Origin of the sequence: Glycomyces albidus (genome assembly GCF_009451885.1) — a bacterium.
GTDB classification, from domain to species: Bacteria; Actinomycetota; Actinomycetes; order Mycobacteriales; family Micromonosporaceae; genus Glycomyces; species Glycomyces albidus.
Genome location: NZ_WIAO01000018.1, coordinates 94,467 through 114,393, shown reverse-complemented (window position 1 = coordinate 114,393; position 19,927 = coordinate 94,467). Strand labels below are relative to the sequence as shown.

Sequence of the window (19,927 nt, the reverse complement as noted above, 5' to 3'; positions counted from 1 at the left end):
GCGGCAACCGCCAGCTCAACCGGGCGATCTACACGATCGCGATCTGCCGCATGCACCATGACAAGCGCACGAGACAGTTCGTGGCCAAACGAATCCAGCAAGGAAAGTCTAAAAAGGAGATCATCCGGATGCTGAAGCGGTACATCGCCCGAGAGATCTACCGACTGCTGCAACCAGCAACACCGACCGCCATGACATGACTTGACAGACATAGAAACGTCAGAACCTCACCGCGCCACCGGGGTACGGACGGTCAGGGCTCGGACGGCCAGGGTTTGGACGGTTCGCTATGGAGCGGCCCGTGTAGAAGACCTTGAACGCGGCGTCCTCCACCCACACCTTCCAATCGGGTGCGAACGTCCGCCACTCCGGACCCCAGGTCGCGTGCAGGCGCCCGCTGTTCAACCCGGACACGATCAGCACGATGTCCGCGCAGTTGCCGTCCGCCGACACTTGGAACGAGTCCGGCGCCACCGCACTCGAAGCCCTCACTTGGAATGTCGTATTTCCGTCAGTAAACCGCCCCCTCTCCAAGGGATCCCGCGGTATCGCTGCTTGGATCTGATTCGCCATCGGACTCCTCCATTTCAGAATTCCCGCGACTCATGATTGACAGTAGGCCATGTTTTCGCTGGTCACTAGCGGCATATCCCCACGACTTCGATACTCACCTATATGTGGCCTAACAGAATCGCCCTAACAGAATCTGCCCGATTCTGTTAGGGCTCACGCGGTGTCGGATGATCTACTCGAAGAAGACCTGTGCGACTCTTAAGGACCACCAGTTGAGAGCATCGGGGGTTCAACGATGATCCGGGCACGACTCATGCAATGGTTCGTGGCGATCCTGTTGCGGGACGCGAGAATCGCGGCCGGACTCACTCAGGCGGAGGCGGCTCAGGAATTCGGGTGCCACCCGCACACGATTTACTACTGGGAAAAGGGGGAGCGGCACCCGCGACCGAGTGAGGTCTTCCAGATCGCCGACACCTACCGCCTGAGCGAGGAATTGAAGAACTACCTCAAGATGATCCTTGAGCATCGGGGCTCGAAGCTGCTGCAAGCGGACGCACGCTTCCACGCCCTGACGCTTGCCAAGGCCGAGCTGCACTCCGGGGTCATCTTCAAGTACGAGCCTCATCTGATACCCGGACCACTTCAAACCCGGGACTACCACTTCCTCGTGCTCAAGGTTGCGGAGAAGCTGACCGACTTCGTGGCACAGCAAGGCTGGGAGTTCAAATTCGACCGCCAGATGAAGCTCCGGAAGCGCAAGCGTCGTCCGAAGATCCAGTACCTCATCGGGGACAGCGCGATGTATGGACTGCGGCGCCTGTCGGACTCGGTGAGAAGGGAGCAGGTGAACAAACTTCTCCAGGAGTCGGAGCAGCCGGACACGGATCTCAGAGTCATCGCGGAGTACCTTCCCGGCAGGAACACGCCATTCAGCATCTACGAGCCTGGCGAGAGCAAGACGGCTCCGCCTACCTTCATCTACTCCGAGATCCTCCACGGCAGTTGGTGCATCGAGGAAGATACCCTGGTTAGCCTGTACCATGATGCCGGTCAGGCCATGTGGCAACTCGGGATACCGTTGAAGGAGTTCCTCAATGAATACTGCCGTGACCTCCTGGCGTAAGAGCACTCGCAGTGGTGGAACCAACCAATCTGACTGTGTCGAGCTACGCCGGGCTTGGCGCAAGAGCGCGCACAGCGGTAGTACTGACTCGTCCAACTGTGTCGAGCTCTCGCCGTGCGCCGACTCCGGGGGCTTCCATGTGCGGGACTCGAAGCTGGGCGACGGCTCCCCGGTCTTCGACCTGGGCTCGTCGGATCTGGTCAGCCTCCTGCGGGCGGCCGACCGGTCCTAGTGACTCGACCTGGTGTGGTTGATCGGGGGACTCGAATCCTCGACCTGGGCTCGTCGGATCCGATCAGTCCCTTGCGGGCGGCCTGACCGGTCCTAGCGAACCTGACCTGGTCTAGTTGCTTGGGGACCGTGTAACCGGCAGACAAATCCCATGCGCTACCAGTTTGTGCCGCTGTTGGCGGCCCCTCGAAACCGGCCGCCGACTGCATTACCGGCGCCGGGCCTTGTTCTCGGTCGTTTCACCTCCTGTCCCGTGCTGTCCTTCTTTCCCGTGGGCCGCTATTTGGTCCACGGGAAGTTTTCTGTTCCGATGTGCCCACATTCACGGCTCACCGGTTTGCCTGGTGCCCATGCCGCCTGCGCGGAACCCGACCAAAGGCCCGGGTCGCGGCAGGCGCGCGTGACGCCTGGCACTGGTACTTGTACGGGGTCCGGGCGCGAGCCGTATCCGTCGGCGCCGGGATCCTAGTTGTCCACGGCCGTTTCGGACGTCTTGCACGGTGGGCGCTGCGAGCGGCCAGAGGCTGTCTTAGTCTGCTTTGAATTGAACACATCTCGTTCGCTTCACCGATTCCGTACTCCTGTACGTACCTCAATGATCCTCGCTCTGGGGTCCGCCTGCATCACCTAGAAGGTTGCAAGGTGCTCGCGTTCTTGATCGAGTCAGAGCCGTTGCCGCACATCGCAATTGGGCCGCCCTGACCCGCGGCGGCGACCCTGGTCTGCAAGTGAAGTAACGAACGTCGGCCCGGCCGCGGGAGTATCGGCCGGGCCGATCCGCCGCTGATCCTCGAAGCGGTGCCGCTTCTCCCGCGCCCGTCGCGCTGTCGTGTCACCAGATCCAGTAGCGCGGTGTTCACCATCCGCCACGACTTGTCCCTCGAATGGCGTAACTCGTCTTGCGAAAGATCGTTATACAGACCACTCCAGTCCCCGATCCCGCCGAATCCCACCGAGTCCCAACAAAACCCACCGTAACCCACCTGTCGCCCTGCCCCCAGGCAGCGCGATGCAATGATCGAAAGCGAGAAGGCCATGAGCACCATGGTTGTCTGCGTCCAAACCGTGCAGGCGGCGAGGGCCATATCAGCGAACGCCTCCCGGATGGGCCAGTCCCTGGCGATCCGGACCGTCGACTGCGCTGCGGCGCTGCTGGTCGAGCTGCGGCAGCGGCTGGTCCAGACCGCGGTCATCGACTTCAAACTGGCCGCCCCCAACCCGGTCATCTTCGCCCAGACGCTCCGGAACCGCTTCCCGCACACCGCGCTGATCATGTGCGGCGACGCCGACCCCCGGGTCGCGGCGATGGTGGTCGCGGCCGGGGCTCGCGGGGTGCTCCGGGCGCCGGCGACCGGCGGCGACGCCCTGCTCATCGCGTTCACGCAGGCATTCCAGTTCGCCTGCCGCGCAGCGGCGGACACCGCCGCCGAGACGCTGCCGCGCCAGCGCCCCGGGCGCAACGGTTCGCTGCTGAGCAACCGCGAACTCGAGGTCCTGTGGGCGATGTGCGAGGGGCTGACCAACGCCGAGATCGGGCAGCGCCTGCACGTCTCAGAAGACACGGTCAAGACCCACGCGAAGCGCATGTACAACAAGCTCGGCGCCCGCGACCGGGCGCAGGCGGTGGCCCGGGCGTTCCGGTCGGGCCTGGTCGCGTGAGCAGGAAGGCGCTCCAGTGGCGGTTGACCACGGAGCGTCCCGACTGCGATACTCGGCAGCTTCCGGTCCTCCGGCTGAAACGAGGCGATGCCAATGCCGCTCACTGAGGAACACCGCGAGGAGTGGTTTCAGATCCTCGACGGCTACCCCGACGGCCAGAAGCCCGACCCGGAGAACCGGCTGGCGGTGGAGACCTCCTGCTCGGGCTTCCTGGGGAACATGTGGACCCGTTCCACGATGCCCGAGGTCCAGGGGGTGTCGCTGGCGGAGCTTGAGACGGTCTTCGTCCAGTTCTACCGGAGCCGGCCGGAGCCGTTCTCGGCCGCGATGCTGGCGGCGATGACCGAGCTGGCCGACGCTCCTGGCGGTCGCCGCGCGGCCGCGAGGGCCCTTGAACACCTGGCGGGGCAGGGGATCGAGGCGCCGTCGTGGTACGGCGAGGAGATGAAGGCGGGGGAGTGCTGGAAGGCCGGCGACGTGTACGGCGACCAGTTGACGTTCTTCTGCTCGTTCCACGCCCCGAGCGGCGACCAGGCGCTGTCCTTCACGGTCGACTATTCGGAGTACCACTTCGACATGGTCGTCGACTGCGATGCGACCGATGACGTCTCGCGGCTGCTGGAACTGCACCGCGAGCGGAACGCGAAGTCGCCGGACCGGTTGTTCGTGCCGGTCGAGGCCGACCCGGCCGAGCTGTACACCGGGACGGTCCGGTCGCTGGAGGAGTGGGACATCTTCTGCGTGGAGGGCGATGCACGGCGGCTCGCGCCGCGGTTCCTGATGCTGCGGGAGCTGTGGCGGGCGCGGCTGCGGCTGCTGCCGCAGGGCGATCCGCCGGAGGTCCGGCAGCCGACGGACGACGAGCTGTCGCTGTTCGCGTCCGGGTTCCTCAACCACATGCTCGGCCGGATCGTGCTGGAGGAGCGGCATTTCGAGGCGATCCAGGAGCTTTGCTGGTTCCACGGGATCAACGGCCCCAAGGTGAGTCCGACGCGGGCGTACGTGTTCCTGGAGCGGTGGCTGCCGTCGAAGTACGAGCCGGACGACCCGGTGGTGGAGGCGGTGCGGGACCTGTTCGTGCCGTTTCTGCGCTGGACCGCGTCGGCCACCGACATGGATCCGGTGGCCTGGCCGTACCTGAAGTACAAGGCCGAGAAGTGGTTGAAGGACTTCCCGGGCTGGGAGTCGAAGGACCCCGACTGCGCCCGCTTCCCGCGGCCGCGGTCGCTTTAGATCCGGCGGCCGGCAGCGGCGGGCTCGGTCGATCCGCCGCTGCGGCAGGGAGTTCGGGGATCGGCCGCCGCCGATCGGAGCGGAGGGCCGCGACTGCGGCCCTCCGCCCTGGATCAGACGACGGTGTAGTTGGCCGTGAACGCGGCCGCGTACTCCTCGTAGCTCATGCCGTCCCAGATCGGACCCCAGCCGATCTCGTGCCCTTCGGTGAAGTTCTTGTTGCAGACGGTCCAGCCGGTGGCTGCGCCGAGGCGGTTCCAGCATTCACCGATGCGGTCGGAGTCGAGGTCGACCCAGGCGATGCCCACGATCATCCCGTCGGCGACCCGGTCCTTCACCCAGAGCACGTCGCCGTACGGCTGCACGCACACCTGGACCAGGGCGGCGGTGTCGCATTCCTTGGCGGTGGAGGTCCAGCTCGCGGCGACGGCGCTGTCGACTTCGGCCGCATTGGCGGTTCCCGCCGGGGCCAGCGCGATCAGCATCCCCGCGACGGCGGCGGCGAGGACCGCCAAGAGTTTCTTTGCCATTGAAGCGTCCTTCTCTTGAGGCGGAGTCCGAGGCGATGATAGCGAGGCGCGTCAATCTCCACACGCGACGACGGGCGGGCCGCGAGTGCGGCCCGCCCGTGGGGTGCGGTTTCCGGTTGTGGTTGCGGCGCTTAGCGCTTGTTGAACTTCTTCTTCGAGACCAGGTAGCCGATCAGCGCGAAGGCCAGCGACCAGGCGACGGTCAGGGCCAGGTCGACGCCGTCGACCGCGTTGCCGAACAGGAGCGCCCGGGTGACCTCGATGAACGGGGTGAAGGGCTGGTAGTCGGCGAAGTACTGGATCGCGGTCGGCATGGACTCGGTGGGGACGAACGCCGAGCCGAGGAACGGCAGGAGCATCAGCGGCATCGGGGTGTTGGACGCCTCTTCGACGGTCTTGGCGGTCATGCCCAGGCCCACGGTCAGCCAGGTCAGGCCGAAGGAGATCAGGGCGAGGACGCCGACGAGGCCGAGCCAGCCGAGTCCGTCCGTCTCGGGCCGGAAGCCCATGGCGACGGCGACGGCGAAGAGCACGATCATGCACAGGAACGACTGGATCATCGAGGCGACCACGTGTCCGGTGAGGACGGAGACCCTGGCGATCGACATGGTGCGGAACCGGTCGACGATGCCTTCGGTCATGTCCATGGCCACGCTGATCGCGGTGCCCTGCACCGCGGCGACGATCGCCATCAGCAGCATGCCGGGTGTCAGGTAGGTCAGGTACGCCTCGCGTCCGCCGGTCGGGCCGCCGAGGCCGTCGCCGATGGTGCCGCCGAAGACGTAGACGAACAGGAGCAGGAAGACCACCGGCATGCCGACGAGCATGAGCGTCAGCGACGGGTAGCGCAGCATGTGCTTGAGCTGGCGGCGGAGCATGGTGGACGTGTCGGACAGGGAGTAGGCGAGGGTGCTCATCGAGCGGTCTCCTTCTGATGCTTGCGGTCTGCGGTGGGCGGGCGGGTTACGCGTCGGTCTTGGCCTGGCCGGTGAGGGCGAGGAAGACGTCGTCGAGGTCGGGGGTGTGGACGGTGAACTCGTCCACTTCGATGCCCTCGCGGTCGAGGGTGTCGAGGATCTTGCGCAGGGAGTCGACGGACGCGTCCGAGGGGACCTGCACGGTGAGCTGCTCGGCGTCGAAGGCGCCGGCGCCGAGGACCTGGGCGGTGCGCTCGACCTGGTCGGCGCGGTGGAGCCGCAGGCCCACGTGGCCGCCGGGGACCATGCGCTTGAGCTGCTCGGGCGTGCCCTCGGCGACGATCTTGCCGCCGTCGAGGACCGCGATGCGGTCGGCGAGCTCGTCGGCCTCCTCGAGGTACTGGGTGGTGAGGAAGATGGTGGTGCCGGACTTGACGAGTTCGCGGATGATGCCCCACATGGTGCGGCGGCTGCGCGGGTCGAGGCCGGTGGTGGGCTCGTCGAGGAAGATGATCTTCGGGTCGCCCATGAGGCACATCGCGATGTCGAGGCGGCGCTTCATGCCGCCGGAGTAGGTGGCCGGCGGGCGCTTGGCGGCGTCGACCAGGTCGAAGCGCTCCAGGAGGTCCTCGGTGCGGCGCCGGATCTCCTGCTTGGGCAGGTGGTTCAGGCGGCCCATGAGGTGGAGGTTCTCGCGGCCGGTGAGGAGGCCGTCGACGGCCGCGAACTGGCCGGTGACGCCGATGGCCTTCCGGACGTCGTCGGCGCTTCGGGCCACGTCGTTGCCGCCGACGCGGGCCTCGCCGCCGGAGGCGGGGATGAGGGTCGACAGGATGTTCACGGTCGTGGTCTTGCCGGCGCCGTTCGGGCCGAGCAGGGAGAAGATCGTGCCTTCGGGGACTTCGATGTCGATGCCCTTGAGGACGTCGGTCTCGCCGTAGGACTTGGTGAGGTTCCGGGCCTCGATCGCCAGGGGCTTGGTGGTCATGGTTCCTTCTTTCGAGGGTGTTCGCGGTGCGGTTCGGTGTGTTCCGGTTCGGTGTCCCGCTCCGGGCATGTGAGTACTGTCGCCGGGTCGGCTGACACGGCGCTGACACGGCTCTGACGGGCCGTCGCCGGCGGTGTCAGTTCGCGCGGCGGCGGGTAGAGGACGAGGAGCATCCCGAGGTCGGGCACGGGACCGAGGTCCGACTTCATGTCTAATGTGGACTTTCTGTGGGCAGGGCTCCGCCCCGGAGGTCCGACGGTTCGGGATCGGCCCTGAGCGCGCGAGGGCCCGGCGGTGCCGTTTGCGGTGCCGTTTCCTGCGGGCAGGTTCTCGCTGCGGCGGCCCGGCGGTGACGGGCCGGCGGTGCTTGCGGCGCCTAGGTGCGCGTGGTCTAGATGTCGAGGTCCTGCACGGGCGGGGCCTCCGTGAACGCGGCGACCATCTCGTACAGCTCGGCGGGGACCTTGGCCTTCAGCGCTTCGAGCGTCTCGACCACTTCGAGGGTGGCCTCCCCGGTGTTGGAGGCGTAGACGTGCTCGCCCAGACCGAGCATCTTGCGCAGGCCCGTCTCATTGGTGACCTGCACGAAGTCGGGCGTCTTCTCGATGTGGACCACGTACTTGCCCGACCGCGAGCGGTAGACCCGGTAGATCTCCGCCTTCTTGTCGTTCGAGCGGACCCACTCGGCCAGCTTGATGCCGGTGAAGCGCTGGCGCTGGCGGTTGCGGCCGGTGCCCGGGCCGACGGGGACGGTGATCTCCTTGTAGCCCTCCAGCCGTCCCTCCTCGGCGTCGACGTAGCGCCGGAGCGCCGTCGAGATGGCCCTGGAGAGGTTGCCTCCGGCCAGCTCCTGCGCCCGGTTGTAGATCGGCAGGTCGCTGTCGGAGACGTAGATCGTCTTGTTGGGCATAGCGGCATCTTAACCTCCTTCCAGGAGTCGTCCTCGTTATACGTATAGACTATACGTATACGTAGACCAGATGCAAGCCCGGCCCCCGGATTTCTTCCCGAACACGCGGAAGGGCGGCCCCGCGATGGTTCGCGGGACCGCCCTCCGGACGTCGTGAGCTGCGGCGGAGCGCCTACACGCCCTTCTGCGCCGCAAGCTGCGTGAGCTGCGCCTTGACCGTCTCGACCACGTCCGTCGACGCGGTGGGCACCGAGAAGCGGATCGTCGAGTTCAAGTCCGGGGCCAGGAGCTCCGCCGAATTGTCGGCCGCGAACACCACGTCGGTGTTCGCCTCGCCGGCGACGAACACGACCTCGAGCTCCCGGATGCGGTCGTGGAACTCGCCCTCGGTCGCCCAGAACTCGACCTCCTGGTAGAACGGCACGGTCGCCCCCTGGATCGTCCCGAGCTCCAAGTCCGTCTCCTGGAACGCGAACCCGAGGGACTCCAGGGCCTCCCACACCGCCTTGTGGACCGGCAGCGCCTCCACGGTCAGCCAGTCCAGGTCGCCCTTGTCCAGCGCCTGGTCCAGCGCCAGGTGCGTCGAGACGCCGAGCTTCATGCCGCCGACGAGGGGCCGCTCGTCCACGTTGTTGAACGGGGTCTCCCACGGCACCTGCACCTCGAACGCGATCGGGTGCGCCGCACCCTTGGCGAGGTCGAACTTGCCCGAGATCTCGGTCTTGAAGTAGTCGTGGACCGCGCCGGCCGCGTCCTCGCCCTTGCTGTCGTCCTCGACCAGGGCGGTGAACTCGATCTCGACGCTCTCGACGGCGGCAGCCACTTCGGCGCCCGAGATCCGCACCTCGCCCTTGAGGGTCCCGCCGGGGACGACGTGCTTCTCGTGCAGGAGCGTGTCGACTTGGATGCCACTACCGAGAATGGCTTTGAGCTTGCTGAAGACCATTGGGGCGGTTCCTTTCGGAGGATCGCGGGAACGTCGCGGGAACACTGACAGGGGGCAACCGCATCGTATCCCGGAAGCGCAGGCCACGGTGTGTCAGGCACGGCGCCGCCGGCGCGAACCGCCTGCACCCGACATCCGTTGCGGCGCCGGGCGACGAGGCCGCTACTCGCCCCCGTGCTTCTGCACCACCGGGATCGCCGGGTCGCCGGGCGAGAGTTTCAGTCCCTCCCAAGGGATCGAGATCAGGCGCTGGCGCAGCAGCTCCCGCGACTCCTCGAGCGACGGCTGCGCCACCAGCTCCCCGCCGCGGAACAGCGGCGTCTGGAGCAGCTTGTCGCCCGGCAGCGAGTCCGGTTCCCCCTGGGACACCACGACCTCCTCGACCGCGGTGCCCGTCGGCTTGTGCCGGCGCACCGCGACCTTCCTGCCGCCGTTGGTGCCCTTGTGCTCCGAGCGCTTCGCGACCGCCCGGCCCTCCACTTCGACGAGCTTGTAGACGAGCTGCGCCGTCGGCGCGCCCGAACCGACCACGACCGCGGTGCCCGCGCCGTAGATGTCGACCGGCGCCGCCGCGAGGGCCGCGATCGAGTACTCGTCGAGATCGCCCGAGACCACGATCTTCGTGTCGTGGGCGCCCAGCTCGTCGAGCAGCTCCCTCGCCATCGTGGCCATCACGTCGAGGTCGCCGGAGTCGATGCGGATCGCGCGCAGCCGCGGCCCGGCCACCTCGATCGCGTTCCGGATGCCCTGCGAGATGTCGTACGTGTCCACCAGCAGCGTCGTGTCGGTGCCGAACGCGTCGATCTGCGCCTTGAACGCGGCGACCTCCGATGTGTGCAGCAGCGTGAACGCGTGCGCGCTCGTGCCCGAGGTCGGCACCCCGAACCGGCGGCCGGCCTCCAGGTTCGACGTCGCCGCGAACCCGGCCAGGTACGCCGCCCGCGAAGAGGCGATCGCGGCCGCCTCGTGCGTGCGCCGCGAACCCATCTCCAGTATCGGGCGCCCGCGCGCGGCGGTCACCATGCGTGCGGCCGCGCTCGCGACCGCGCTGTCGTGGTTGAGGATCGAGAGCGTCAGCGTCTCCAGGAGCACGCACTCGGCGAACGTCCCGGTCACGGTGACGATGGGGGAGCCGGGGAAGTACAGCTCCCCTTCGGCGTAGACGTCGATGTCGCCCTTGAAGCGGTAGTCGGCGAGCCACTCGGCCGTCGACTGCTTCACGACGCCCCGCGAGGTGAGGTCCTCCAGGTCGGCGTCCTCGAAGCGGAAGCGCTCGATGGCCTCGCTGAGGCGGCCGATGCCGGCGACGACGCCGTAGCGGCGGCCGGTCGGGAGGCGGCGCCCGAACACCTCGAACACGCACGGCAGCTCGGCAGTCCCGTCGCGGAGGGCGGCCTCCAGCATCGTGTACTCGTAGTGGTCGGTGTACAGGGGCGTGCGCGGGAGCGTGACGGACATAGAGGTGAGCGTAATGCACCCGGGCGACGCGCGAGCCGCGCGCGCGAGCGCCCCTCGCACACCTCTGGTTATTCCCTTCCTCCCCAGGTCGCGAGGTTCGTCTCACGCTCTGAACGAGGGCTGGAGCGTCGGTAGGCGCGCGTGTACGCTTGCTGACGTGTTGCGGATCGCGCATGAGCTGGTCGAAGCGATGGTCGCGCACGCCCGCGCGGACCATCCCGACGAGGCGTGCGGCCTCATCGCCGGCCCCGAGGGCACGGGAAGGCCGGAAAGGCACATCCCGATGACGAACGCTGCCCGCTCCACCACCTTCTACGAGTTCGACGCGGAAGAGTGGAAGCGCGAATACGACCGCATGTGGGACAACGACGAGGAAGTCGTCGTTGCCTACCACTCGCACACCCACACCGAGGCGTACCCGTCGCGCTCCGACGCCGGCATCGCCTCGCAGCTCGGGCTGCCCGGCGCCCACTACGTGCTCGTGACCACGAAGGACCCCGAGACCGCCGAGGTCCGGTCCTTCCGCATCGCCGACGGCGTCATCACCGAGGAGCCCATCGAGGTCACCGGTGCCCCCGAGGCCGTCCAGAGCTACAAGTTCGCGCACACGCCGGACTCCACGGTCTACGACTGTCACTGAGCGCCGCCCCCGGCGGCACCGGTCAATGCAGCGTTCGGCTGCGCCCCAGACACACGAGCGCCCTCCGCGGCTGCTCACCAACGTCACAGAGCAAAGGAAGACCCGCATGTCCATCGAAGTCCGCATCCCCACCATCCTGCGCCAGCACACCAAGGGCGAGAAGCTCGTCTCCGGTGAGGGCGAGACCCTCGCCGAGCTCTTCGACCACCTCGACGCCGCGAACAACGGCCTCAAGGCCCGCGTGGTGACCGAAGAGGGGGCCCTGCACCGCTTCGTGAACGTCTACATCAACGACGAGGACGTCCGCTTCATCGGCGGGCTCGAGGCGAAGCTGTCCGACGGCGACCAGGTCACGATCCTGCCCGCCGTCGCGGGCGGCATGTAGACGGAAGGGGTCGGTCCCGTGGCGCGCTTCGACGACATCACCGCGACCGTGGGCGACACGCCGCTGGTCGGACTGCCGCGGCTGTCGCCCTCGCCGGAGGTCAGGCTCTGGGCCAAGCTGGAGGGCGCCAACCCGACCGGCTCGGTCAAGGACCGCGTGGCCGCCAAGATGATCGAGGCGGCGGAGGCCGACGGCCTCCTCCACCCCGGCGCGACCATCCTGGAGCCCACGTCGGGCAACACCGGCATCGGTGTGGCGATGATCGCCCGCCGCAAGGGGTACAAGCTGGTGGCGGTCATGCCCGAGAACACGTCCTTGGAGCGGCGCCAGCTCCTGTCGGCGTTCGGCGCCGAGATCGTGTTCTCCCCGGCCGCCGGCGGCTCGAACGCCGCGGTCGCGAAGGCGCGCGCGATGGCCGCCGAGCGACCCGACTGGGTGATGCTCAACCAGTACGCGAACCCGGCGAACGCGGCCGCGCACTACGAGGGCACCGCGCCCGAGCTGCTGCGCGACCTGCCGGAGATCACGCACTTCGTCGCCGGCCTCGGCACGACCGCGACGCTCATGGGCGTGGGGCGCTACCTGCGCGAACACGCCCCGGGCGTCCAGATCGTCGCGGCCGAGCCGCGCTACGGCGAGCTGGTGTACGGGCTGCGGAACCTCGACGAGGGGTTCGTGCCGGAGCTGTACGACGAGAAGGTCCTCGACCGCCGCCTCTCGGTGGGCACCGAGGACGCGCTGCGCCGCACGCGGGAGGTGCTCTCCGAGGAGGGCCTGTTCGTGGGCCTCTCGACGGGCGCGGTCCTGCACGCCGGCCTCCAGATCGCGAAGGAGGCCGCGAAGGCCGGCCGCACCGCCGACATCGCGCTCCTCGTGGCCGACGGCGGCTGGAAGTACCTGTCGACCGGCGCCTACTCGGACGTCCTGGACGACGCGGTCGGCGCCCTCGACGGCCAGGTCTGGGCTTAGGGGACAACGCTTTTCGAGCGCTTTTCGGAGTGCTCTCCAGAGCCGGGTCCGTGCATCGCGCGGGCCCGGCTCTCGGTTTCGGTCCGATTCGGAGACCGGCCCGGCCCCCGGGAGGCGGTGCGGAGTCGCCCCGGTTCGACAGTGCCGCCGGGGCCTCGACGGTTCGTGCGCACGCGAGTCGGAACGGGTGCGCCTGCTGCCGGCTCGTGCCGGTCCAGGTGCGGCGGGGACGTGCGGCGGTCGGGCGGCCGGGGTCGGTGTGCGGCCCTTCGGCTCCGGCGGTGGCGTCCTCGGCCGCTCCCCGGGGTCGGGTGCGTCCGATCGCCGTCGCCCCCGGTTTCGATGATCGCTCAGGGGTACGACAGCGGTTACGGCGCGGATCGCACTGCTCGGGTGCACCACTGAGGAGTCCTCAGTGGGTTGCTAGCCTGAGCCGATGACCACCGGGGACCAGCGCACGTTCACGATCGGCAAGGCCGGCGGGCTCCCGCGCCAGGGGGTCGCGCCGCAACCGGCGCCAGGCGCGGTGCCGCCACCGGGAGCGGTCCCGGTGGCGGGCGCGGTGCCGCAGCCCGGAGCGGTCCCGGCACCGCAGGCGGAGCCGGCGGCGTGGAGCGTACCGCCGAAGCCCCGGCCGGCGCCCAAGCGCGGGCTGTCGATCAAGGTCGAGCCCGTCACCGGACAGCCCGAGAAGCCCGCCATCCGCCTGCGCCGGCTCGCCGGCGTCGCCTCGTGGGCCCTCGTCCTGGTCCTCGCGGGCGTGGCCTCGTCGATCGTGGGCCTGTTCAGGATCTTCGGCGACAGCCCGGCCTGGTTCACGCCGGCGTTCATCTCCGTCGGCGTCGTCGGGATGCTGCTCGCCATGATGGCGTTCGCGACCGTCCGGTTCAAGGGCGTGCCCTGGATGTTCATGGCCGCCTCCACGGTGACGCTGCTCGCCGCGTTCGTCATGCTCCGCGTGTCCTGAGACCCCGGCGACCTGCGGATCCGACCCCGTTCAGGTCCCAACCTCCCGGCTGATCCGGGACCGGCGCGGAGCGCCCCGCGCGCGGGCCGAGGGCGCACCTCCCGCCCTGGGGGGGGGGGGAGGCTCCAGCCCGCCGTCCGCGACCGACGGCAACCGGTGCCGATCACGCTTCGTGTGGTGATCGCCACGTTGTCATTTTGGCGACATTCCCGTGCCGAGCAGGGGCGCTGAACGGCAGTTTGGACGTACTCTCGGAGCCCATGAACGACGCGCCCATCGGGATCTTCGACTCCGGTGTCGGAGGTTTGACCGTCGCGCGGGCGATCAGCGAACTGCTGCCGGCCGAACGACTGGTCTACGTCGGCGACACCGCCCATGTCCCGTACGGACCCAGGCCCATCGCCGAGGTCCGCAAGCTGTCGCTCGACGTCTGCGACCACCTGGTCCAACAGGAGGTCAAGGCGCTGGTGATCGCCTGCAACTCGGCCTCGGCGGCAAGCCTGGCCGACATCCGCGACCGCTACGACATACCCGTCGTAGAGGTGATCCGACCCGCCGTCCGCCGCGCCGTCGCGACGACCGGCACCGGACGGATCGGGGTGATCGGGACGGTCTCCACGATCTCCTCGGGCGCGTACCTGGACGCCTTCAACGCCGTCCCGAACGTCGAGGTGACCGCGGTCGCCTGCCCGGCGTTCGTGGATTTCGTGGAACGCGGTGTGACAACCGGCCGACAGCTCCTGGGCCTCGCCCAGGGGTACCTTGAGCCGCTACAGCAGTCCGACGTCGACACAGTCGTGTTGGGCTGCACCCACTATCCGCTGCTATCGGGACTCATCGGCCTGGTGATGGGAGAGGACGTGACTCTGGTGAACTCCGCAAGCGAGTGCGCCCGCGAACTCTACCGCGTGCTCACCGAGCACGAACTGCTGACCGCCTCGACCGACCCGCCCGCGCACCGGTTCCTCGCCACGGGGGACCCGGAGGCGTTCACCAGGACCTCCCGGAGGTTCCTGGGGAACCTGTTCCCGAGCGCGGCCGCAGCCGTACTGGACAAGGTGTGATCTGCCATGAAACTGACGGTCATCGGATGCGCCGGCTCGTTCCCGGCCCCGGACACGCCCTGCTCGGCCTACCTGGTGGAGGCCGGAGACTACCGGCTGCTGATCGACTTCGGCACCGGCTCGCTCGGTGAGCTCCAAAAGCACGTCGACCCGCACACGCTCGACGCGGTGATCGTCACCCACCTCCACGCCGACCACTTCTTCGACGCCTGCGGCTACGCCGTCATGCGCCGCTACGCGCCCGAGGCGCCGAAGCAGCCCGTGCCGCTGTACGGACCGACCGGGGTCGGCGAGCGCATCGTCGCCGCCTACGGCGGGCAGGGCGAGCTGTGCCACCCGTCGCTGCGCGACGTCTACGACTTCCGCGAGCTGCAGAGCGGGAGCTTCGAGCTCGGCCCGCTCAACGTGACCGTCGCCCGGGTCGCGCACCCGGTCGAGACCTACGGGGTGCGCATCGACCACGCCGGCTCGTCCCTCGCGTACACCTCCGACTCCGGGCCCTGCCACGCCCTCGAGTCGCTGGGCGCCCATTGCGACGTGTTCCTCGCCGAAGCCTCCTACCTCGAAGGCAGGGACAACCCGAAGGACGTCCACCTCACCGGGAAGGAGGCCGCGGAGTTCGCCACCAAGACCGGCGCCGGGCGGCTCCTGCTCACCCACCTGGTCGAGCCGTGGAACTCCCGCGAACGCACCCTCGCCGAAGCGAAGGCCGCGTACACGGGCCCGGTCGACGTCGTCCGCCCCGGGCAGGTCTTCGAATTCTGAGGGCCCTCCTCTGAGGCCGGTTCGGCACGAACTCGGGATGCGCCTGTTGCACACGCGCCGTACCGTCGAGGGATGTCGAGCGACGCCAACCCCCAGCAGTACCCGGGACCGCCCGGCGGCCCCGCGTACCAGCCCGCGGCCGCGCAGCAGCCCCCGCCGCCCCATTACCAGCAGTCACCCCCTCCCGCGTACCAGCCGGCGCCGCCGCAGCAGCAGCCCGTCCCGTACGTCGAGCCCGGCGCCCCCTACCAGCAGGGAGCGGGCGGCCAGCCGCCGTACCTCCCGCCCGGCGCGTACGTCCCGGTCCCGCCGCCCCCGCCCCGCGGCGGCCGCGGCGCGAAGGTCGCCGTCGCCGCGATCCTCTCGGTGGTCCTCCTCGCCGCCGTCGGCGCGGTCGTGCTCTTCAAGTTCGTCCTCAACCAGGGCCCCGACCCGGCCGAGAGCTTCCCCGCGTCCGCGAGCATGTACGTCGAGATCAACCTCGACCCCTCGTTCGACCAGACCCCCAAGCTCCTCGAGCACCTCTCCAAATTCGACGACCTCGAATACGACTCCACCGACGACCTCCTGACCGACCTCCTCGAAGAGTCCGGCCTCGAAGGCGTCGACGCCGAAGAGGACCTCACCTCCTGGATCGGCAACCGCCACGGCCTCGCCATGTGGGAATACGACGGCCGCCAGTACGCGGTCGTGAGCCTCGCCAGCACCGACGCGGGCGCCGCCGAGGACGGCCTCGCCGACCTCCGCGCCGCCGCCGGCGCCCAAGAGGACCAGATGGCCTACACCGTCGAGGACGACCACGTCCTCATGGTCGTGGGCGAGGAGGGCGCGGCCGACGCGCTCGACGCCGCCCAGAGCGAAGCCGGCACCGAGCCCCTCTCGGCCTCCGCCGACTACGAAGAGGCCCGCTCCTGGCTCGACGGCGACCAGCTCGCCGTCTACTGGGTCGACATGGACGCCGTCGCGGACCTCGCCGAACTCACCGGCGGCAGCGCCGACATGTTCTCGGAGCTGTACTCGGGCCAGTTCATCGCCGGCTTCTCCGCGTTCGACCGCGGCTTCGAACTCACCTACCGCCTCTTCGGCGACCAGGACGACCCCTGGACCGGCTCCGAGGACCTCCTCGCCGGCATGGGCGAACTGCCCGCCGCCGACGTCGCCGCCACCGCGCACATCCCCGAGAACCTCGGCGAACTCGCCGAGGAGTGGATGGGCACCTATGAGGAGTTCTACGGCGGCGAAGACGACTACGCCGAGGCCGAGCCCGCGCTCGAACCGCTGACCGACGCCGAGTACGCCGAGTACCTCGAACTCGAGACCGGCTACTACGCCGGCACTTTGTCCGCCGAGGACGAGGCGCGCTACCTCGAACTCGACTCCCGCTACTGGTCCGCCGGCACCGTCGAGGACCCGTGGACCGACGACTACGACCACGGACCGTCCACCGAGGAGATCGAAGCGGCCGTCACCGAGTTCACCGACCTCCTCGCCGGCGCCGACCTCAGCATCGCCGGGGACTTCGACGCCGACCAGGGCGTCAACCCCGAGTCGATGCTGCTCTCGGCGCACCTCGCCGAGGACCGCGCCGCGGACCTCCAGGCCCTCGTCGAGGAGTGGATGGCCGAAGACGGCGGCGCCCTCCCCGAAGGCGTCACCGCCGAAGGCGCCGAACTCTCCTACACCGGCGGCGAGACCGCGTCCGGCACCCTCTCCGAGGACGACCGGTTCAGCGACTTCGCCTCCGCCGCACCCGACCAGGCCGCCGTCGCGGTCTGGGTCGACCTCGCCGCCGCCGCCGAGGCGTTCCCCGACGAATTCGACGAAGGCGGCGAAGCGCTCTCGGCGTTCGCCTGGGCCCACGGCTCCGACGACGGCGACGGCACCGGCGTCATGCGCCTGTACCTGACGGATTGAGTCCCATGCATGCGGGATCGGTCGCGCTAGGCTCGACAGCGTGACCGATCCCGCACTGCACCCGCTGGCCAAGCGCTGGCCCTCCGCGGCGCGGCTGGTGGCCGAACCCGGGTCGTCGCGCTCCCCGTTCCAGCGCGACCGCGCCCGGCTCCTACACTCGGCCGGGTTCCGGCGCCTCGCCGACAAGACCCAGGTCCACACCGCCGGCACCGACGACTTCCTGCGCACCAGGCTCACCCACTCCCTCGAGGTCGCCCAGATCTCCCGCGAACTCGGCTCCGCGCTCGGCTGCGACGCCGACGTCGCCGACGTCGCGGGCCTGGCCCACGACCTCGGGCACCCGCCGTTCGGACACAACGGCGAAGACGCCCTCCACGAGGTCGCCGGCCCCTGCGGCGGCTACGAGGGCAACGCCCAGACCCTCCGCGTCCTCACCCGCCTCGAAGCGAAGGTCCTCGACGCCGACGGGAACTCGGCCGGCCTCAACCTCACCCGCGCCTCACTGGACGCGACCTGCAAGTACCCGTGGCCCGCCCGGCCCGGCCGCCGCAAGTTCGGCGTCTACGAGGACGACCGCGCCGTCTTCGACTGGGTCCGCGGCGACGTCCCCGAAGGGGTCACCTGCCTAGAAGCGCAGGTCATGGACTGGTCCGACGACGTCGCGTACTCCGTGCACGACGTGGAGGACGGCCTCCACGGCGGCTACATCAACCTCGGCAAGCTCATGGACGACGCCGAGGAGCAGGCCGCGGTCTGCGAGGCCGTCGCCGAACGCTACTCGGACGCCTCCCCGGCCGCGCTCGGCGAGGCCCTCCGCGACCTCCTGCGCGACCCCGTCACCGGCGGCCTGCACGACTACGACGGGTCGTTCCGGTCCCAGGTCGTCCTCAAGGAGTTCACCTCGAACATGGTGGGCCGCTTCGTGAAGGCCACCGTCGCCGCCACCAGGGAGCGGTTCGGCGAGGGCCCGCTGCGCCGCTACGACGCCGACCTCGTCGTCCCCGAGCGCGAACGCGTCCAGTGCGCGCTCCTCAAAGGCATCGCCTGGCGGTACGTGATGCGTCCGCGGACCGACGAGTCCTGGTACACGCGGCAGCGGGAGATCCTCCACGACCTCGTCGCGCTCCTGTGCGAGCGCGGCCCCGAGGCGATGGAGCCGATGTTCGCCGAACTCTGGCACCGCGCGCCCGACGACAGCGCGAAGCTGCGGGCCGTGATCGACCAGGTCGCGTCGTTGACGGACGCCTCGGCGGTCTCCTGGCACCGCCGCCTCACCGGAGTATGACCGGATGCTCAACCGAGTGGTCGGGCATCTCTCTCCCGTAGCTCCGGCATGATCGACGCGACAGTTCTGAAGTCGTTGTCCACGTGCAGAACGGTCAGATCGTGATGCACGGCGGTCGCACAGACCAGTAGATCGGCGAGCCCGGCTGAGCGGTGAAGTCCTCGCTGAGTCAACCGGTACTGCGCGGTGTCGATCCAGCGCCAAGCCTGCTTAGGGACCGGGGCGAGCTTGCATACGCTGTCGATGTCCTCGACGAGCTCATCGTGGTGGGAGGCGCTGGTCGCCGAATAGAGGATCTCGGTCCGAGTCGCTTCGCAGATCCGCAGTGCTCCCGAAGCGATGTGCTCGTGCAGGGCTTCGAGTGCGCGGGCGTTCCGGAACAGGAACCAGAAGGCGGAGGCGTCCAGTAGATGCCCGGCGATCACTTGAAGGCGTCTTTCCAAGCCTGCTTGGCAGCTTGGCGGGCTTCAGCGGCGGCGTCGAATTCGCCGCGGCGACCACGTTCGAACAGCCGCTCCGCGGCCTTCAGTCGCTCCATGCGCTCCACGTACTCGAGTAGAGCGGTGTTGACCGTGTCCTTCTTCGTCTTCGTACCCATGAGGCTCATGGCCTTTTCGAGCGCTTCGTCGTTCAGGTCGATCTGTGTGATGGACATGGCGCCCCCTTGATGTTGGTCATGTATGCTCCTAGCATACATGACCAACAAACAATCGAGGCCGTTCAGCGCTTGCGGAAGACGAGGTCGTAGATCTCGCGGCCGGCCTCGACGCCGCGGCGCTCGAACTTGGTGACCGGGCGGCGGTCCGGGCGCGGGGCGAAGCCCTCGGCGGTGTTCTCCAGGGTCGGCTCGGCCGCGAGCACCTCGAGCATCTGGTCCGCGTAGTCGGCGATGTCGGTGGCGCAGTGCACGAGCCCGCCGGAGCGCAGCAGACCGGCCATGGTCTTCACGTGCGCCGGCTGGATGATGCGGCGCTTGTGGTGGCGCTTCTTCGGCCACGGGTCGGGGAAGTACACGCGGATCTCGTCGAGCGACTCCGGTGCGATCCCGTGCCACAGCAGCGGCAGCGCGTCCCCCTGGTAGACCCGGACGTTCCCGAGCCCGCGCTCGTCGGCCCGCGCCATGAGGTCGGCGATGCCCTGCGGGTAGACCTCGACGGCGAGGAGGTCCCGGTCGCGGTCGGCGTCGCCCATCGCGGCGGCGGCCTCGCCGTTGCCCGAGCCGATCTCGAGGATCACGGGCGCGGTCCGGCCGAACAGCGCCGCGAAGTCGAGCCGTCCCTCCTCGGGCGTCCACTCCACGCCGTAGCGCGGCCACAGGCGCTCGAACGCCTCGTCGTGGCGGGGCTTGTTCCGGCCCTGGCGGAAGTTGAACGTCAGGATGTGGCGGTGCTGCGGTTCCTCATCAGGCATAACCCGGCAAGTGTAGG

Annotated in this window: 21 protein-coding genes and 1 pseudogene; 13 read left to right on the top strand and 9 right to left on the bottom strand. The window is 68.8% G+C overall.

Features of this window, described 5'->3' with window-relative positions:
* The 5 genes and pseudogenes from GFD30_RS26320 to GFD30_RS15590 form a co-directional block, all read left to right on the top strand.
* Positions 1–200, top strand: a pseudogene (locus tag GFD30_RS26320) (IS110 family transposase); the annotation flags it as partial.
* A gap of 626 nt (positions 201–826) precedes the next feature.
* Positions 827–1,639 (top strand): Scr1 family TA system antitoxin-like transcriptional regulator, encoded by an 813-nt coding sequence (locus tag GFD30_RS15605; protein WP_194201987.1) that lies wholly within the window; start codon positions 827–829, stop codon positions 1,637–1,639.
* Complete coding sequence (locus GFD30_RS15600; protein ID WP_153026114.1) at positions 1,611–1,871, top strand: DUF397 domain-containing protein; 261 nt, start codon at positions 1,611–1,613, stop codon at positions 1,869–1,871. The genes GFD30_RS15605 and GFD30_RS15600 overlap by 29 nt, the downstream gene beginning before the upstream one ends.
* 1,034 nt (positions 1,872–2,905) lie before the next feature.
* Complete coding sequence (locus GFD30_RS27960) at positions 2,906–3,529, top strand: helix-turn-helix transcriptional regulator (RefSeq protein WP_322633288.1); 624 nt, start codon at positions 2,906–2,908, stop codon at positions 3,527–3,529.
* A gap of 93 nt (positions 3,530–3,622) precedes the next feature.
* Positions 3,623–4,762, top strand: coding sequence for a hypothetical protein (locus tag GFD30_RS15590; RefSeq protein ID WP_153026113.1), 1,140 nt, complete (start codon positions 3,623–3,625; stop codon positions 4,760–4,762).
* A gap of 113 nt (positions 4,763–4,875) precedes the next feature.
* On the opposite strand, the gene GFD30_RS15585 is transcribed toward GFD30_RS15590, so the two are convergent.
* The 6 genes from GFD30_RS15585 to GFD30_RS15560 all read right to left on the bottom strand — a co-directional run bounded on the left by GFD30_RS15585 (position 4,876) and on the right by GFD30_RS15560 (position 10,511).
* Positions 4,876–5,292: a hypothetical protein gene (locus GFD30_RS15585; RefSeq protein ID WP_153026112.1), complete on the bottom strand. Its 417-nt coding sequence runs from the start codon at positions 5,290–5,292 to the stop codon at positions 4,876–4,878.
* Between the two features lie 131 nt (positions 5,293–5,423).
* A complete protein-coding gene (locus GFD30_RS15580; RefSeq protein WP_153026111.1) occupies positions 5,424–6,209 on the bottom strand; it encodes an ABC transporter permease in 786 nt (261 codons plus the stop codon).
* Between the two features lie 46 nt (positions 6,210–6,255).
* Positions 6,256–7,197 carry an ATP-binding cassette domain-containing protein gene (locus tag GFD30_RS15575; RefSeq protein WP_153026110.1) on the bottom strand — a complete coding sequence of 314 codons (942 nt, stop codon included), beginning with the start codon at positions 7,195–7,197 and terminating at the stop codon, positions 6,256–6,258.
* A 391-nt stretch (positions 7,198–7,588) separates the two neighbouring features.
* The gene (locus tag GFD30_RS15570; RefSeq protein ID WP_153026109.1) at positions 7,589–8,107 is read right to left on the bottom strand and encodes an EXLDI protein; all 519 of its coding nucleotides are present in this window, start codon (positions 8,105–8,107) and stop codon (positions 7,589–7,591) included.
* A gap of 172 nt (positions 8,108–8,279) precedes the next feature.
* Positions 8,280–9,053, bottom strand: a complete 774-nt coding sequence (locus tag GFD30_RS15565) for a sporulation protein (protein WP_153026108.1) — start codon at positions 9,051–9,053, stop codon at positions 8,280–8,282.
* A 162-nt stretch (positions 9,054–9,215) separates the two neighbouring features.
* Positions 9,216–10,511 (bottom strand): nicotinate phosphoribosyltransferase, encoded by a 1,296-nt coding sequence (locus GFD30_RS15560; RefSeq protein WP_153026107.1) that lies wholly within the window; start codon positions 10,509–10,511, stop codon positions 9,216–9,218.
* A 157-nt stretch (positions 10,512–10,668) separates the two neighbouring features.
* On the opposite strand from GFD30_RS15560, the gene GFD30_RS15555 reads away from it, so the two are divergent.
* The 8 genes from GFD30_RS15555 to GFD30_RS15520 all read left to right on the top strand — a co-directional run bounded on the left by GFD30_RS15555 (position 10,669) and on the right by GFD30_RS15520 (position 18,500).
* Entirely contained in the window at positions 10,669–11,151 is a 483-nt protein-coding gene (locus tag GFD30_RS15555; protein ID WP_322633287.1) for a M67 family metallopeptidase, read from the top strand.
* A gap of 106 nt (positions 11,152–11,257) precedes the next feature.
* Positions 11,258–11,536, top strand: a complete 279-nt coding sequence (locus GFD30_RS15550) for a MoaD/ThiS family protein (protein WP_153026106.1) — start codon at positions 11,258–11,260, stop codon at positions 11,534–11,536.
* An 18-nt stretch (positions 11,537–11,554) separates the two neighbouring features.
* Positions 11,555–12,505 carry a PLP-dependent cysteine synthase family protein gene (locus tag GFD30_RS15545; RefSeq protein ID WP_322633286.1) on the top strand — a complete coding sequence of 317 codons (951 nt, stop codon included), beginning with the start codon at positions 11,555–11,557 and terminating at the stop codon, positions 12,503–12,505.
* 436 nt (positions 12,506–12,941) lie between these two features.
* Positions 12,942–13,472 (top strand): hypothetical protein, encoded by a 531-nt coding sequence (locus GFD30_RS26315; RefSeq protein ID WP_194201986.1) that lies wholly within the window; start codon positions 12,942–12,944, stop codon positions 13,470–13,472.
* Positions 13,473–13,732: 260 nt separating this feature from the next.
* Positions 13,733–14,536: a glutamate racemase gene (gene murI / locus GFD30_RS15535; protein ID WP_153026105.1), complete on the top strand. Its 804-nt coding sequence runs from the start codon at positions 13,733–13,735 to the stop codon at positions 14,534–14,536.
* A gap of 6 nt (positions 14,537–14,542) precedes the next feature.
* Positions 14,543–15,301 (top strand): MBL fold metallo-hydrolase, encoded by a 759-nt coding sequence (locus tag GFD30_RS15530; RefSeq protein ID WP_153026104.1) that lies wholly within the window; start codon positions 14,543–14,545, stop codon positions 15,299–15,301.
* 72 nt (positions 15,302–15,373) lie between these two features.
* A complete protein-coding gene (locus tag GFD30_RS15525) occupies positions 15,374–17,215 on the top strand; it encodes a hypothetical protein (protein ID WP_153026103.1) in 1,842 nt (613 codons plus the stop codon).
* A 55-nt stretch (positions 17,216–17,270) separates the two neighbouring features.
* Positions 17,271–18,500, top strand: coding sequence for a deoxyguanosinetriphosphate triphosphohydrolase (locus GFD30_RS15520; protein ID WP_407649064.1), 1,230 nt, complete (start codon positions 17,271–17,273; stop codon positions 18,498–18,500).
* An 8-nt stretch (positions 18,501–18,508) separates the two neighbouring features.
* Here the strand turns inward: GFD30_RS15520 and GFD30_RS15515 are convergent, their stop codons facing one another.
* The 3 genes from GFD30_RS15515 to trmB form a co-directional block, all read right to left on the bottom strand.
* A complete protein-coding gene (locus GFD30_RS15515) occupies positions 18,509–18,922 on the bottom strand; it encodes a PIN domain-containing protein (RefSeq protein ID WP_407649063.1) in 414 nt (137 codons plus the stop codon).
* A complete protein-coding gene (locus GFD30_RS15510; RefSeq protein ID WP_153026101.1) occupies positions 18,922–19,155 on the bottom strand; it encodes a type II toxin-antitoxin system VapB family antitoxin in 234 nt (77 codons plus the stop codon). Before GFD30_RS15510 ends, GFD30_RS15515 begins: the two co-directional genes overlap by 1 nt.
* A gap of 65 nt (positions 19,156–19,220) precedes the next feature.
* Positions 19,221–19,910: a tRNA (guanosine(46)-N7)-methyltransferase TrmB gene (gene trmB, locus GFD30_RS15505; RefSeq protein WP_153026100.1), complete on the bottom strand. Its 690-nt coding sequence runs from the start codon at positions 19,908–19,910 to the stop codon at positions 19,221–19,223.
* Positions 19,911–19,927: the final 17 nt, after the last annotated feature.